This is a genomic window from Psychromonas saccharinae (assembly GCF_051201515.1).
Lineage (GTDB): Bacteria > Pseudomonadota > Gammaproteobacteria > Enterobacterales > Psychromonadaceae > Psychromonas.
Window position 1 is genome coordinate 3,067,703 of sequence record NZ_CP195153.1, and the last position, 13,871, is coordinate 3,081,573.

Annotated in this window: 19 protein-coding genes and 1 pseudogene; 6 read left to right on the plus strand and 14 right to left on the minus strand. The window is 36.9% G+C overall.

Annotated elements, in window-relative coordinates:
- Positions 1–6: 6 nt before the first annotated feature.
- From ACR30L_RS13620 to ACR30L_RS13665, 10 genes are all read right to left on the minus strand, one after another.
- Positions 7–429 carry a TIGR01244 family sulfur transferase gene (locus ACR30L_RS13620; protein WP_435234792.1) on the minus strand — a complete coding sequence of 141 codons (423 nt, stop codon included), beginning with the start codon at positions 427–429 and terminating at the stop codon, positions 7–9.
- A 10-nt stretch (positions 430–439) separates the two neighbouring features.
- A complete protein-coding gene (locus tag ACR30L_RS13625) occupies positions 440–1,306 on the minus strand; it encodes an MBL fold metallo-hydrolase (protein WP_435234793.1) in 867 nt (288 codons plus the stop codon).
- A gap of 424 nt (positions 1,307–1,730) precedes the next feature.
- Positions 1,731–2,312 carry a DUF922 domain-containing protein gene (locus tag ACR30L_RS13630; RefSeq protein ID WP_435234794.1) on the minus strand — a complete coding sequence of 194 codons (582 nt, stop codon included), beginning with the start codon at positions 2,310–2,312 and terminating at the stop codon, positions 1,731–1,733.
- 24 nt (positions 2,313–2,336) lie between these two features.
- Positions 2,337–2,765, minus strand: coding sequence for a VOC family protein (locus tag ACR30L_RS13635; RefSeq protein ID WP_435234795.1), 429 nt, complete (start codon positions 2,763–2,765; stop codon positions 2,337–2,339).
- An 18-nt stretch (positions 2,766–2,783) separates the two neighbouring features.
- Positions 2,784–3,314: a GNAT family N-acetyltransferase gene (locus ACR30L_RS13640; protein WP_435234796.1), complete on the minus strand. Its 531-nt coding sequence runs from the start codon at positions 3,312–3,314 to the stop codon at positions 2,784–2,786.
- On the minus strand, positions 3,280–3,705 hold the full coding sequence (locus ACR30L_RS13645) for a bleomycin resistance protein (protein WP_435234797.1): 426 nt from the start codon (positions 3,703–3,705) through the stop codon (positions 3,280–3,282). The genes ACR30L_RS13640 and ACR30L_RS13645 overlap by 35 nt, the downstream gene beginning before the upstream one ends.
- Entirely contained in the window at positions 3,698–4,150 is a 453-nt protein-coding gene (locus ACR30L_RS13650; protein ID WP_435234798.1) for a DUF1499 domain-containing protein, read from the minus strand. Before ACR30L_RS13650 ends, ACR30L_RS13645 begins: the two co-directional genes overlap by 8 nt.
- 52 nt (positions 4,151–4,202) lie before the next feature.
- Positions 4,203–4,718 (minus strand): GNAT family N-acetyltransferase, encoded by a 516-nt coding sequence (locus ACR30L_RS13655; RefSeq protein WP_435234799.1) that lies wholly within the window; start codon positions 4,716–4,718, stop codon positions 4,203–4,205.
- Between the two features lie 40 nt (positions 4,719–4,758).
- A complete protein-coding gene (locus tag ACR30L_RS13660; RefSeq protein WP_435234800.1) occupies positions 4,759–5,124 on the minus strand; it encodes an MmcQ/YjbR family DNA-binding protein in 366 nt (121 codons plus the stop codon).
- 311 nt (positions 5,125–5,435) lie between these two features.
- Entirely contained in the window at positions 5,436–6,407 is a 972-nt protein-coding gene (locus tag ACR30L_RS13665; protein WP_435234801.1) for an SLAC1 anion channel family protein, read from the minus strand.
- 135 nt (positions 6,408–6,542) lie between these two features.
- Here ACR30L_RS13665 and ACR30L_RS13670 point away from each other — a divergent pair, with 135 nt between their 5' ends.
- On the plus strand, positions 6,543–6,884 hold the full coding sequence (locus ACR30L_RS13670; RefSeq protein WP_435234802.1) for an ArsR/SmtB family transcription factor: 342 nt from the start codon (positions 6,543–6,545) through the stop codon (positions 6,882–6,884).
- Positions 6,885–6,978: 94 nt separating this feature from the next.
- Here the strand turns inward: ACR30L_RS13670 and hmpA are convergent, their stop codons facing one another.
- The gene (gene hmpA / locus ACR30L_RS13675) at positions 6,979–8,157 is read right to left on the minus strand and encodes an NO-inducible flavohemoprotein (RefSeq protein WP_435234803.1); all 1,179 of its coding nucleotides are present in this window, start codon (positions 8,155–8,157) and stop codon (positions 6,979–6,981) included.
- Between the two features lie 408 nt (positions 8,158–8,565).
- Here hmpA and ACR30L_RS13680 point away from each other — a divergent pair, with 408 nt between their 5' ends.
- The 4 genes from ACR30L_RS13680 to ACR30L_RS13695 all read left to right on the plus strand — a co-directional run bounded on the left by ACR30L_RS13680 (position 8,566) and on the right by ACR30L_RS13695 (position 11,468).
- Positions 8,566–9,267, plus strand: coding sequence for a peroxiredoxin (locus tag ACR30L_RS13680; protein WP_435234804.1), 702 nt, complete (start codon positions 8,566–8,568; stop codon positions 9,265–9,267).
- Between the two features lie 262 nt (positions 9,268–9,529).
- A complete protein-coding gene (locus ACR30L_RS13685; RefSeq protein ID WP_435234805.1) occupies positions 9,530–9,874 on the plus strand; it encodes a DUF3316 domain-containing protein in 345 nt (114 codons plus the stop codon).
- A gap of 284 nt (positions 9,875–10,158) precedes the next feature.
- The gene (locus ACR30L_RS13690) at positions 10,159–11,211 is read left to right on the plus strand and encodes a YHYH protein (protein ID WP_435234806.1); all 1,053 of its coding nucleotides are present in this window, start codon (positions 10,159–10,161) and stop codon (positions 11,209–11,211) included.
- A 17-nt stretch (positions 11,212–11,228) separates the two neighbouring features.
- Complete coding sequence (locus ACR30L_RS13695) at positions 11,229–11,468, plus strand: hypothetical protein (protein WP_435234807.1); 240 nt, start codon at positions 11,229–11,231, stop codon at positions 11,466–11,468.
- 119 nt (positions 11,469–11,587) lie between these two features.
- On the opposite strand, the pseudogene ACR30L_RS13700 reads toward ACR30L_RS13695, so the two are convergent.
- The 3 genes and pseudogenes from ACR30L_RS13700 to ACR30L_RS13710 all read right to left on the minus strand — a co-directional run bounded on the left by ACR30L_RS13700 (position 11,588) and on the right by ACR30L_RS13710 (position 12,975).
- Positions 11,588–11,947: pseudogene (locus ACR30L_RS13700) on the minus strand (DOPA 4,5-dioxygenase family protein).
- Positions 11,940–12,482 (minus strand): histidine phosphatase family protein, encoded by a 543-nt coding sequence (locus tag ACR30L_RS13705; RefSeq protein WP_435234808.1) that lies wholly within the window; start codon positions 12,480–12,482, stop codon positions 11,940–11,942. Before ACR30L_RS13705 ends, ACR30L_RS13700 begins: the two are co-directional and overlap by 8 nt.
- Before the next feature lie 145 nt (positions 12,483–12,627).
- Positions 12,628–12,975 (minus strand): hypothetical protein, encoded by a 348-nt coding sequence (locus ACR30L_RS13710; protein ID WP_435234809.1) that lies wholly within the window; start codon positions 12,973–12,975, stop codon positions 12,628–12,630.
- Between the two features lie 567 nt (positions 12,976–13,542).
- On the opposite strand from ACR30L_RS13710, the gene ACR30L_RS13715 reads away from it, so the two are divergent.
- The gene (locus ACR30L_RS13715; RefSeq protein ID WP_435234810.1) at positions 13,543–13,758 is read left to right on the plus strand and encodes a hypothetical protein; all 216 of its coding nucleotides are present in this window, start codon (positions 13,543–13,545) and stop codon (positions 13,756–13,758) included.
- Positions 13,759–13,871 lie beyond the last annotated feature (113 nt).

The window sequence follows — 13,871 nt, forward strand, 5'->3', positions numbered from 1 at the left end:
TTTACATTATCCATTAATAAGCGATGGAACCTGCGCAATGTTAATACCATAGCCTTGAGTACTCACTCTTTCAATACCATCCTCTAAGGCTCGCTTATCCTGTGCAGTGCCTAACCACAGTAGACAAGATCGCGTACCGGTCCGACAAAATGCTAATATAGGTTTTTCCAATTTATTGATCGTTGCACTCATCTCTAGACTATTTTGGGTTGTAACTTGCCCTGAAATAACAGGTAAATACTGATAATCAATGCCTAATTCCAAACACTTCTCTTGAAATTGTAAGTGTGTCGGCTGGGTTAATTCTTCTCCATCAGGTCGATTATTAATGATACTTTTATAACCTAACTTCACGATAGTTGGTAAATCTTCTAATAAAATTTGCGCTGATACTGAGAACTCACTAGTGATCGGTTTAATCTGCAACATAGCTGTATCCTTATACTTTGTTTACCGGAATTTTAATGTATTGCGTACCATTGTCTTCTGCTTCGGGGAAATTCCCCGCACGCATATTCACCTGTATTGAAGGCAATATCAGTCGGGGCATTGAAAGCGTCGCATCTTTTTTACGCCTAAAGTCAATAAACTCAGACTCACTTATTTGACTGTTAATATGTAAATTTTGAGTACGCTCTTCACCTATCGTTGTTTCAAATAAAAATGCATCTCTTCCGGGGGCTTTATAGTCATGGCACATAAATACCCGTGTTTCATCGGGTAAACTAAATAGCGTTTGGATCGAATGATATAATTGAACTGCATCACCGCCAGGAAAATCACAACGAGCCGTTCCGTAATCGGGCATAAAAAGCGTATCGCCAACAAAAACACAATTACTGATGTGATAGCTCATACAAGCAGGCGTATGGCCAGGAGTGTGGATAGCAGTGGCTTGTATCTGGCCAATATTAAATACTTCGCCATCACTAAAAAGATGATCAAACTGACTACCATCACAAAGAAATTCAGAACCATCATTAAAGAGCGTCGAAAACGTTTTTTGTACTAACGTGATATTTTGTCCTATGGCAATCTTCCCCCCCAGTTTGCGTTTTAGATAAGGCGCAGCACTAAGATGATCAGCATGAACATGTGTCTCTAAAATCCACTGTACATTCAACTTGTTGGCAATAACATAATCAATAATTTTATCCACCGACCGATAAGATGTTCGCCCCGAGGCAGCATCATAATCAAGTACAGAATCGATAATAGCGCAGTCATTTCCTGTCGGATCAATAACAACATAACTAAAGGTATTCGTTTCTTTATCAAAAAAGTCAATCACTTGTGCTTTAACCATGGTTTCCCCCTAAATGAAATAGCGTCAATAACTATTTCCCCCTATTCAGGAGTAATATAGATTAACTAATTATATTAGATTTCATTAATTTAGAATTAACTAATAGATATATTGTATGCTCAAATGAGAAAATAACCAACACCTCTATCATTAAATAATATTAAGAAATGTTTGAATTTATTACGTAGCGCCATTTAACATATTTAAAAAATAAATATTAAATCATGATAAAAGCAAGAGTGAGCACTAGAATGTGTAGAAATGACGGTACTCGTTCAGATGAATATTTAATGGAGGCAGTATTAAGAGGCATTTAATACTGAACAAGAGATTTAGAACAGCTAAACCATATGTTTAGCACCTTGATTGAGTGATTTTTAGGCAGCGACAGATACGGTGATGAAAGATCAACAAGCCCCAATATTTATTGAATAAAGTGCTTAAGATCGACACCTTCAAGTAAACCGTGGTTGGTTCTATCATCATAATCAATATCGCGTTGATTATATTTTCTAATCAATCCTCTTGCTTGTGTATTTGCTGTTTGCTTTAATTCCTCACAATTATCGACACCTTTGATACCCAAAAGTGTTGTTTCAATGTCCTGTGCGGCATAGCGTCCTGAAAAACCATGCCCCAATTCATGTTTCATTAATGCAGCGTAATACCCATCAAAGGCTTTTTTAACATTTTCACCGACTTTAAAACCTGGGGCTAATCTTGGAACCGTATAGGTGATATCTAATTCAGTATTAACGCCGCCAACTCTGCAGAGACCATCGGTAATTTCCCAATAAAAACGCCATTTAACTTTCCAATTAGTATTACCACGATATTTTAATCCGCCCTTAACAATGGGGGTTTTACTATCCATTTCCGTTGCTAAACTGTTTTGATTAACCGGAAAAATATCATAAAAATTGAAATAAGTATTCACCGTGGTTTCAGAATAGGCATGATGTGTACTTAATATGGCCAATAAGGTAAGTACTATTTTGATCTTCATATTTATTAATTCCAATATCCCTTGCTAATCAATAACAAGACTACCATCTTCATTAAACTCCCAACAATCGCCGTAGGCAACTTCCCATAAATAACCATCGGGATCAGAAAAATAACCACTATACCCCCCCCAAAAAACATCCTGCGCAGGCTTCTCTATTTTGCCTCCCACCTTCTTAGCAAGCGCTAACACCTTATCAACATCAGATTTAGAGTGAGTATTGTGTGCAAGGGTAATACCAGAGAACCCAGAACGGGGCGTTGCAAAATCAGACGAAATATCTTTGCTTAATGCATCAAGCGGGTAAAGTGCTAAACATACACCACCTGTTTTAAAGAAAATAATACCATCGCTCGGTCTTTTGGTTGTCGGAAAGCCCAGTGCAGAATAAAATACATAAGACCTATCAAGGTTCTCAACACCCAATGTAATAATACTAATTCTAGGTTCCATATTGTATGCACCTTATATTTATTTAACCGTTAATCGATAGCGTAAAATATCAATACCTTCTTCTTCATCGTAAAAGGTATTAAGGTATTGACCGTCGCACTTTTCAATCACTTTTTTAGAACCAATATTCTCTGAATGACAGGTAATAATCATTGAATCAGTTATCAAATTATTTTTCACCCACTCAAGCATAGTCGTTGCAACGCCCTTTCCTCTTAATTTTGGTAAGGTTTCATAACCAATATGGCCAACGATATTTTCAATTTTATCGTTATCACCGCAACGCACTCTAATTGAACCAATAATCTCACCCGATAAAATACAAAAATATGTCGAGATAGGCGGCCAACCATCGGGCAATAACTGGCCAGAAGCATAGGCAATACGCTTTTCCAAGTAAGCATCTGGATCATGAAATGCCGCTTGGTATAAGGCTAAGTGATCATGGCAACAGGCTTTAGTATAAACCCGGAACATATCTCGATGACAACAAGCAGCTAGCATGATTTGCATATTAGCAATCACTGCAAAATCGAAATAAATAACCATCGGGATCCTTAACAACAAATTGTTGTTGCATCGCTACTTTATCATCACATTGATAGGACTTTGTTTCGAGTGAAAGATAAATAGAGGCGGGAGATAAGCGTGTTACGCGTTCGTAAATTGCACCGATATTAATGACGTCCCATTGAAAATTAATGCCTCGACCATATGGCTTTTCCATTTCCCCGGTTACCCAGCGTCGACCAACCCCAGCAATACTTTCAACCATCACATCAACCCCATCCAGTGTAAAGTAGATAAACTGTTCTTCTGGACCTTCATATTTCACCTTGAAGCCAAACACCTCCGTATAGAATTGCCGAGTGACTTCGATATTCTCGCAATACAACTCAGGCACTAACTTTAAATGAGGCATAACAGCAGCATTATTCATTTAATAACTGTTTAAGCTGTTCAATGCGTTTTTTATTGGCCCCAAAATCCTTACGACCAACACGCGAAGATGAACGAAAATGAAGTTGTTGATCATCGCTCACTCTTAATTCTAAATCATCAACAAATCCGAAAAGTTTAGAGGTAAAAGTTGCAGCAATATAATCACCTTCTGCTTTAACGACAACACCGCCCATTGACTTAACCGTTGCTGTCAACTTAATCATAAACGCTTGTTTTTCTTCATTAAATGAAAAAGCATCTACCGTGGCATCATGATTATTAACTCGCTCACTAATCACACAGTTATCTGTGCTCGCGCAGGCCTGTAAGTGACCATCTTTCAATCCTAACGCTTGCCCTTTCTTGGACATTAGGCCTAAAACAAACATTGCAATAACAGCGATGACGATAAGCGCGACGAATATATAAAGTATTTTTTGCATAATTAAAATCCATTATTTTGAATAAAAAATATTTTGCTCTGGAAATAAAAATTTAAGGATATGATACCCTTAGGTTTAGCTGATCAACCACTTTTTCTTTAAAACTAAGATCAGAATAAAATTGTGTCACTAAGTGAATGGGATTAATGTCTGTCCGTTGTATTAAAGGCACCGCACGATCCGTAGCAATGATATAAGGGTGCAGATGCTTATGGCGGGCTAATAAGGGCTTAATAATTTGCTGATACATTCTATCCGCCAATAAACTTGCATAGCCTTTTTTACGATGCAAAGGTTGTGTCACAAAATGAAGCACCCCCAAATCGCGATATAATTTACCATTATGGGATCTCGTTTTATCGGTACGATATTCATAATTCTCGAATAAGCTATAAGCAACTAATTCATCGTTAACATACAATTTAACAATATCCGCTTGCGTACCATAACGGAGCTTTCCATGCACTTTTAACCACTGAAATAGTTGCCACATCTTCATATTGGTTTGTCCTAAGGAAAGCATCTCTTCTGCACAGGTGTTAGTATTACAATATTCAAAACGATACATATTCAAGCCATTCAACATTGAGTAAATAAAATATATCAGCTTAATCTTGGTTTAACCCTAATTCTTTTTGTTTTATCTTACTTAAACCAAGTGAAACTATGCGGTGTGATTCAGATAGGTAATAACATAAATCTTCATCTTTGGTTAAGGTCTCATCAAAAGATTGAATCCATTTCATTCCCCGCGATGCAAAATAAGGTGCAGGTTTATAACCTTCAGATTCACTCAAAAACCAATAATTTTGTTCTGAGACTTTAAATGTAAAAGCCACGTTACCTTCCTTGGAGAGTCCACCAATAGCAAAAACTTTCCCTCCCACTTTCCAAACATGTGAATTTCGCCATTGCATAACATAAGTACTAACAGGTAAAGCACCGCAAAATTGATTAAATTCATCGTAATTCATAAAGCGCCATTTAATTTGGATAATATTAGTAAACAGTGAGCGTAAGGTTAATAGATCATTGAAGTATTAACGCTCATCGTTAAGTTTACAGTGATCAAAGATAATATGTCAGTAAGGGAAATAAAAGAAACTTTCCCTCTGACAAAATATAATGCAGAAATACAGAAACAGGATGAGAAAGCATCCTGTTAGTTGTGCGGAGTTCAAGGCAAATCATCGTAGCAATAAAGGGCTATTGGTAGATGATTTAACGCAAAAATACGCGTAAATAATAGTACTGCTACGTTTAGCTTACCCTGAATTGAGGTTATTTAATTAAATAACTGACCATTAAACACCCGCACGATAGTTTGATAAAACACCCACAAAATAATAATAGTCGTCACCGCAATCAATCCCTGTGCTAAATAAGCATAAAAAACAAATTGGGTATGAGCATACATAACTTGCGTTGCCACCGTCATTGCAGCTAATGGGAAGGTATAGGCCCAAGCTGAAATATAAAACTTTTTACCAAGAAAAATTTTATACATGCTAAAAATCAAGAGAGTAAAAATCAACGCAATGTTAAATAGCATGTTCCCAAAAAAATCAAGATTATTACCATTAATATTTAAATACGCAATCAAACCTGCAGCCGGTGGCGCAATTAAAATAAACAAAGTTGGTAAGAATGGTTCAGCAACGGGCCCATGGAAAATAATGCGATTAACTAAAATCGGTAATAGTATTAACCAGAAAAAAATCCCCACGCTAAAGAAAAACATCAACACCGGAATAGGTACAATACCGACACCACCAAACGGCACAATTAAATTCCCAACGATAGGAATCATCCACGCGGGTGTTGCATGCTGCAATTGCACGTCGTTATTAATCCAAAACCCCAAACAATAGCAAGTAACAAAAAGTTCTAACACGGCCCCTAACCACCAAATAGCAGCAGCACCAGGAATGGCTAAATTCCCCATAATTGTTGCAATCAAAAGAAAAGAAACCGCAATTGCCCCAAAAAACACCGATTTAACTTGATGTCTCAACTCTTCTAAAACCGCATCTTTATGTAACAAACACTTAACCAAAAACGCAACGGAAACCAACGCAAACACCAAGATCGTAATCGCCGCTAATATTTCGCCAATAATTTTTGGATAACCGAGTACATTCGTTGCGCGTAAATACATGAGTGTTAATCCAGAAAGCCCCATTACAGAAGCAAATAACATCACAGCAAAATTTCTTAATTTAGCCGGTTTTTGCGCTAACACTTGTTCAGATTCCATTTCAACCTCTCATTTAATTAATCGTAATTTTACGATTGATTAAGCGCTTGAATATTTTCTTTGTCAAGTTTATTAGTATCTGCAAATGGTATAATATTATTGTTCAATGTATTTTTACGATATTAAGAGCGCACTATGTCTTCTCAACAAAAAATACCAACCGGTATGTTTACAGCAACAACAAATGAATTAGCAAGGGAGCAAAATTTTGCGATGATAGCCAAAGCGTTATCTCATCCAGCAAGATTACGTATTTTGAAAATTCTAATAAAATTAGATAATAAAGAAGGTGGGTGTTTAAATGGCGCACTGGTGCCCCATGTCGGCTTAGCCCAATCAACGGTATCAGAACATATTCGAGTTTTAAAGAAATCAGGACTTATTCGCGCTGAATCTAACCCGCCTAAAGTGTGTTATTTTATCAACAAAGAAAAACTTAAGGCGTTTAGTGTTCTGCTAACCGAAGATTATTTATAGCAACATCAGGTGCAATGGCATTCCTCTCCATAGCAAAACGGTAATGAAAGCGTGTTGATAATAAAAAAACACGCTAGGCATTATTATTTAATAATTAACGAGTTAATGTTTCTGCTGGGCCAAAAAATTCAAAATGTACATTTTCATCGGGAATACCTAGTTTAGGAATAAAATGATACATAGCATTCATAAAAGGTTTCGGCCCAAGGAAATAAAGCTCAACATCACGATCATCACCAATTTGTTCTTCAAGTATTGATAAATCAATAAAGCCTTTTGCATTTGGCTGGCAAGACTCAGTCGCTTCACTATAGATATAATAAGGTTTTATATGCTTATTATTACTTGCAATTTTGTTCACATGATCACGGAATGCATGTACCTGAGTATTTAATGCTGCATGGATAAAATGAACAGAATGCGCGGTGTCTTTTAAATAATTAAGCATGCTAATGGTTGGGGTGATCCCAACACCACCGGTAACAAACACAATAGGCTTATTGTTGTCTTTTAACACAAAATCACCGGCCGGTGCTAAAACAGACAATGAATCGCCAACTTCTATTTGCTGATGAAGATAATTAGAAGCAACGCCCCCCACTTCGCGTTTAACACTAATTCGTAAATACTCTCCATTCGGGGAATCTGATAAGCTATATTGTCGACGAGTTTCCTCTCCATTAATCTGTAAAACAACCCCTATAAATTGGCCCGGAATAAACGAAGGTACAGGTTTTCCATCGGTAGGAGTTAAATAAAAGGAAGTAATATTATCGCTTTCAGGTGTTTTCCTGATAACTGAAAATTCGCGCTCACCTCGCCATCCTCCTAGCTTATCTTCATTTGCTTTATAAGCAGACTCTTCCGCTGCAATTAATAGGTCGGCAAGTTGCCAATAGGCTAATCCCCAGGCTTCAATAACTTCCTCCGTTGCAGCGTCACCTAAAACCGCTTTAATAGACTTCAGTAAACATTCGCCAACGATTTCATATTGCTCAGGTAAAATATTTAATGACACATGTTTATTCACTATTCGATTAACCGCTGTTTCTAATACCGATAAATTCTCAATATTAGCTGCGTAAGCGACAAGTGCGTTTGCTAATGCTTTAGGTTGCGCGTTTCCGGCTTGATTGCTTTGATTAAAAAAACGCTTAACTTCCGGATATTCCTGAAACATTAAAGGATAAAAATGCGCTGTAATTTCATTTGCGTAAGTCGAAACGGCAGGAACAGTCGCTTTAATAATATCAATCGTGTGTTGGGTTAACATAGTAGATACCTTGTGTGGCTGATGAATAACTTGATTTATATCAATTTTTAAACTTAATAAAGCTGTAATAGCAAAGAACAAGCCAAACTTTTAACGACGTATTTTACAAAGGTTTATCCACAACACCGACACCATTTAATGTCTATTTGACACATTTAAAACTGTCAAATAAACAATCACTGTCATAATGACTATGTATCCAAATTCATTTGCAAACATTTCACCTAAGTCAGTCAGCACTGTATTAATCATTTTTCAACTAGATTTGACCCCATATCAATTAATAGTTAATTCCTATCACTTCCATTGAAAACAATTGTTTTACAAAAAACTAATTTAGTATATTCTAATTTACATGAATTAGACGCACCTAATATAACAATAAATTACTAATTTAAGGAGAAAGGAATGAGTTGCGACGTAAAGCTTAAACCTAGAAAACCAAAAACTGAGACAACAACGAATACAACAACAATTTCTGAGGAGAAAAAAACAATGAGTTCAACAATGGTTCGCAATGAAATGCCTAAATTTGAAATGGCCGCATATGATTCAAAAACCGGTCATTACACCACAGTTTCAAGTGAAGATTATAAAGGAAAATGGGTTGCCATTTGCTTTTATCCGGCTGACTTCACCTTCGTTTGCCCGACTGAAATCGCAGCGATGAATGCTAAATATGACGAATTTCAAAAAATGGGTGTAGAAATTTTACCCATATCAGTGGATTCTCAATTTTCTCATAAACGCTTTGTAGAAACTGAACCTATTTTAGCAGGCTTAAAACTAACAATGGGAGCAGATACAACCCAACAAGTCAGTCGTGACTTTGGTGTGTTAATTGAAGAAGAAGGCGTCGCGTTACGTGGTCGATTCCTATTTAACCCCGATGGCATTTGTGTCGCTCAAGAAGTACAAGCAGATTCAGTAGGTCGTAATGTCAATGAATTCCTACGTCAAATAGAAGCGTGGCAATATGCAACTGAAACCGGTGAAGTATGCCCTGCAGGTTGGCGCCCAGGTAAAAAAACATTACCTGTTAATACAGATGTTGAACAAATGACTGGACGTGTTGGTGATTATATTACCATTGAAGACATTTTAAGTTAATTGATTAACTGTTTTGTCAATATTAAGCCGGAATAATAATCCGGCTTAAATACCTACCACATTAATTATCCCCCATTCCCCATCAGTAAATTAGTAAAGTAATATATTAGAAATATTTTTATAGTCTGACAAAAGTGTCATGTTATCGTCGCGATTCAGTCATTTGGTTTAGCGTATTCTTTACACATAGCAAAGGGGCTTCACATTTTTAATGTCGCCGCTCATTAACACAACACACATTAATAATTAAAAGGATACAACCATGAAATTTACTAAATTAGCAATTATTGCATCAACATTATTAGCACTTAGCACTCAAGTTTTTGCAAGTGACATAACAACAATGCACACCACAAAAGTTATCAAAACGACTGAAGTTGCAAGCCAAAGTGCAGCTTACGAAATGGCGCTCGCAAAATTAAATGTTTTAAAAACAGATGACGCAACGGAATTAAACAGAGCAATTGGTCATATTGCACCCGACTCACGTAGTTTAACATTGGAAGACGGCAGTTATATCACGGTTGCTGAGCAAATGAATCCAAATGGGAAAATTGTTTATACCGGCCAAGTAAACATAAATGTTACTTATGATACTAATAGCTAACTCCTGAGTAAAAGAACCCGTTATTAATTAAGATGCATTAAACAGCCCATCTTAATCGGTAACGGGAGTATACCGATAATAGATACAGCAAGAAATCACTAGACCTTCCGCGTCACACAGTTACAAGAACCACCTTCCATGTTAAAGATTGCATCTTTTTTTCACATTTTCATTACAATATTCTGCAATACTTATAACATTCACTTTCTCATTAAATTTGAAGGGGGAATTAGCAAGGTTCAACAAGCTATTGCTAATCAATTTCTTCGCAAAAGGATATTATTATGTATTTATCATCCTCTCGTTCTCCCGCAGGACTCATTGCTTTTAGTACGCTTGCTTTAGTCGGATGTAATGAGACTTCTGAAACCCAACATAAACACGTTGAGCAAACGGAAAATTCAACACAGACAAAGCAAACCAAAATTTCCGAAGGAATAGATCTCTCAATGTTTACAGAGGGGGCATTTGCCCAGCCGCCAAAAATAGTTGACTGTACAACGTCAGAAGGAACAGAAACCATGTGTTATCAATTTGTCACCTCTGGTGCACCTGCAGGGCGAGAACCTGGTCCTTTTTGCCCGAGAAATACCAGCGACGGTGCAGAAGCTGGTGGCGGTTGGTTTAATAAAGAAGGAAGTGGTGATCTCGTTGATATTACCGGTGAATTTATTTTAAAATTGGGTGAATATTATGGTGATGAAAAATGGCTCGTATACGACGCTAAAACCAATAAAGTCCGTTACACAGCAACTAAAGCCGCTTGTTTAGGCGCTGCACGTCCTGACGTTGAAGAACAATATAAACAAAATTGTATTGAATGCGAACTCGCTTACCTTGATGATGATTTTTCACTGACCTACTTGATTCCAACAACACCTATCCCTGCAAAAAAATCTAGTCGTGTTCATACCGTTGGCATTGCCTTGGATGGTGCTGAATTATCAGGTCCAGCACCTGTTAATGCTATTTTAGGTAGTTATACCATTGCAGCATTTGATGACTGTGGCGGCCATATTAATGTTCATCAAGGCTACCATTATCATTCAACAACAGGTTGTACCGATAAAGCCGTTCAAACTGACGATGGACATGCCCCACTTATAGGTTATGCCGCAGATGGTTACGGTATCTATGCAATGAAAAATGCTGAAGGAAAAGAAGAATCACTCGATGAATGTCGTGGCACAACAGACGAGATTCGCGGTTACCATTATCACGCAGCAAGCCCAAGCGAAAATATGTTTATTGGTTGTATGCATGGAGAAACTGTTCGTCCTGCCGGCCCCCCCGCAGGCAGTCCGCCGGATGGCCAACGTCCGCCAGAAGCAAAATAATAAAAGGTAGCACAAGAATGAATCAAAGCAATTTAAAAGGCATTTTTTCTTCCACCACATTGAGTTTATTGCTAGTAACCAGTTATGCTCACGCACATTCTGGTCATCTCAATGAAAAAGCCGTGAGTGTATGTGAAAATAAAGTGCGCTCCGATACTTGCCAATATGAAGGTGGACATCATGATTTATATAGGAAGTTGCCAATATATGTCGACAACATTGATGTGCGTGAGAAATCAACCCATCCAACAAATTGACTCAACGGAAACAACATCAGATCACCACCATCAGGATGAGTAACTAATATCGATAACGGCCATGCACTATGGCCGTCATTTTTATCTGAATTATCCTTCCATCAGCCAAGCATGGCCTCTTATTTAAAAAGACTTAAATTCAATGATACTTCATTCCCTAACCAGTAGGCATGGCTCGTATGATCAGCCAAATCATCACCGGTATCACCATGAATCAATACACTTAATTACTGACGTTGTTGATTTAGCCAAGGTATTAAAACGTCAAAATCTTTATTCATAAATAGAATCTGGCAACTCCATTTTGTATGAGGTCCAACGCAACGCTGATGTACACGCCCAATTTGTAAATCAAATTTTTGCCCCGTCAACGTACATAACTCAGTGGCGAAGTTGAGTGTTGCTTGCTCAAAATAGACATGTGCATGATAACGTTTATGGATATTAACAGGTCGGTTAATATTTTCGATATTATTCACCCCTAATCGCCAATATTAAGGACCTAAATTGACCACACTCGAGTTCTTTATCTTGATAACCAATAAGACTTTCTAATACATTGAAATGAGAAACAATAACAACTTTAGAATAGCCTTTATATTTCCCTAATACTTTTAACACCCTTTCTTTAAGTACTTTAGTTGACTCGTAGGATGTGTCCGTTTGAGGTTTTCCTTCCTTTAATGCATCACGATATGCAAACCATCGATTATCTCTTTCAGCTAACGGCAAAAAACCGCCAGTTAAATCCGCTCGCCACTCTCGTAAATCATGTTCGACGTAAAGCTCTAATTGTAACTCTCGATTAATTAATTCGGCGGTTTGCAATGCGCGTGTATAGGGAGATGAAATAATAACATCGGGCTTCAGTTGCTTAATTTGATTAGCCGTGACATGAATATCGTTAATATAATCACGATTTAGTGGTGCATAATCTTTTTCTAGTTGGGTCATTTTCCGTGAATCAGCTAGGGTGTAATCAGGTACACCATGTCGTACAAATATTATGTCCATGACAGGCAATCTCATTTTCAACGTTAATTATTCAACTTATTATATCTACTCACATTCAATATGCATTCACAACGCCTAAATGGCAGCAGAAATAAATTAGTACCGATAAAATATAGTAGATTAAATTAGCCATTAAAACAAAAGTTTATACATTAATTTCTTTTTTACTTGTGCGGTATATTAAGAAAAATAGTAATGCTGAAATAGGATTCATAAATGGGATTATTTGAATAAAAACCAAAGCAAGTAATTGCTTCGTTTTCCGTTTGCAAATCGCAGTATGAATCCAAAAAATATAAATCAAAAATGCACAATAAAAAGCGATTAAATAAGCAACGGGATATCCTAATCCTTCCCCCATTGCTTCTGGCATAAACGTCCAAATACAAGTGCCCAAGAATAAAATTAAGTTGATAAACCAAATAACGCCAATATAAATCTTCCGCCAAATACCTAATGTAGAAAAGGTAAATTTCTTCTTTCTCATATCCATATATCACTTCCTTTTAAAAATTTTAACAGCACCTTACTGATTTTATTTTTTTATCAATGGTATATTTTTCATTACGTTGCATCTTTTTTACTGGCATAGCATCTTAATTAATATATACCCGTTACCAATCAAGATGCGTTTATCAGTCACTAGCTCGGATACCAAGGCAAGGCGTAACATGATGACCTTTCGAGCGATTAACTGCGTTAATCCTCTATCGGTATATGTAAAAATAAGACTTTACATCTTTAATGGCTAGTCCTTATCGAATGTTATAACGCAGTATTGCCATGGTTTATAAGAAACGAGCTAGTGACCCGCAGGGCAAGACGAGAGACAAACATCTTCGTTGTTATAAAGTCTCGATTTAACCCGTTAGATATTCACCTTTATACCTAGAATCTGCTCACCTCTCATCTTGCTGATTTCTGCATCTTGAATGGTAACGGGTAAGGATAGAAAATTATGTCAGATCATCTCCACCACGAAGAAACTTCCCCTAAACGCATATTCATTACCCTGCTACTTAATTTTAGTATTTCTTTATTATAAATTATTGGCGGTATTGTGTCGGGAAGCTTAGCTTTGGCCTCCGATGCGGTATCTTGTGTGGCTATTATTATCGGTGCATTAACTATTACGTATTATCATCAATATTGGGGGGTTCCGGTATTAACTTTATTGATTGCTATGGATATCAGTTGGGAAAGTTGGAAAGTAGTTCTGGAAGCCATTAATATCTTACTATTTAAAATCCTCACCAGTATTTCAATGACAGATTAGTATTAAGTCAAATATCCGACGTGAATAATATTTATTTGCGGCAACTCGATAAACATAATCTTCATGTGAAAGTCGACTAAGTGTTAATAAGCTCAACCGCTGAAATTGCCAAG

Excerpts from the sequence above, each read along its gene's own strand:
- ACR30L_RS13710 (WP_435234809.1), bottom strand. The coding sequence starts at position 12,975 with ATGGATATGAGAAAGAAGAAATTTACCTTTTCTACATTAGGTATTTGG.
- ACR30L_RS13660 (WP_435234800.1), bottom strand. The coding sequence starts at position 5,124 with ATGAATTACGATGAATTTAATCAATTTTGCGGTGCTTTACCTGTTAGT.
- ACR30L_RS13685 (WP_435234805.1), top strand. The coding sequence starts at position 9,530 with ATGAAATTTACTAAATTAGCAATTATTGCATCAACATTATTAGCACTT.
- ACR30L_RS13690 (WP_435234806.1), top strand. The coding sequence starts at position 10,159 with ATGTATTTATCATCCTCTCGTTCTCCCGCAGGACTCATTGCTTTTAGT.
- ACR30L_RS13650 (WP_435234798.1), bottom strand. The coding sequence starts at position 4,150 with ATGCAAAAAATACTTTATATATTCGTCGCGCTTATCGTCATCGCTGTT.
- ACR30L_RS13630 (WP_435234794.1), bottom strand. The coding sequence starts at position 2,312 with ATGAAGATCAAAATAGTACTTACCTTATTGGCCATATTAAGTACACAT.
- ACR30L_RS13705 (WP_435234808.1), bottom strand. The coding sequence starts at position 12,482 with ATGGACATAATATTTGTACGACATGGTGTACCTGATTACACCCTAGCT.
- hmpA (WP_435234803.1), bottom strand. The coding sequence starts at position 8,157 with ATGTTAACCCAACACACGATTGATATTATTAAAGCGACTGTTCCTGCC.
- ACR30L_RS13655 (WP_435234799.1), bottom strand. The coding sequence starts at position 4,718 with ATGTATCGTTTTGAATATTGTAATACTAACACCTGTGCAGAAGAGATG.
- ACR30L_RS13695 (WP_435234807.1), top strand. The coding sequence starts at position 11,229 with ATGAATCAAAGCAATTTAAAAGGCATTTTTTCTTCCACCACATTGAGT.
- ACR30L_RS13680 (WP_435234804.1), top strand. The coding sequence starts at position 8,566 with ATGAGTTGCGACGTAAAGCTTAAACCTAGAAAACCAAAAACTGAGACA.
- ACR30L_RS13645 (WP_435234797.1), bottom strand. The coding sequence starts at position 3,705 with ATGAATAATGCTGCTGTTATGCCTCATTTAAAGTTAGTGCCTGAGTTG.
- ACR30L_RS13625 (WP_435234793.1), bottom strand. The coding sequence starts at position 1,306 with ATGGTTAAAGCACAAGTGATTGACTTTTTTGATAAAGAAACGAATACC.
- ACR30L_RS13670 (WP_435234802.1), top strand. The coding sequence starts at position 6,543 with ATGTCTTCTCAACAAAAAATACCAACCGGTATGTTTACAGCAACAACA.
- ACR30L_RS13665 (WP_435234801.1), bottom strand. The coding sequence starts at position 6,407 with ATGGAATCTGAACAAGTGTTAGCGCAAAAACCGGCTAAATTAAGAAAT.
- ACR30L_RS13620 (WP_435234792.1), bottom strand. The coding sequence starts at position 429 with ATGTTGCAGATTAAACCGATCACTAGTGAGTTCTCAGTATCAGCGCAA.
- ACR30L_RS13640 (WP_435234796.1), bottom strand. The coding sequence starts at position 3,314 with ATGGTTATTTATTTCGATTTTGCAGTGATTGCTAATATGCAAATCATG.
- ACR30L_RS13635 (WP_435234795.1), bottom strand. The coding sequence starts at position 2,765 with ATGGAACCTAGAATTAGTATTATTACATTGGGTGTTGAGAACCTTGAT.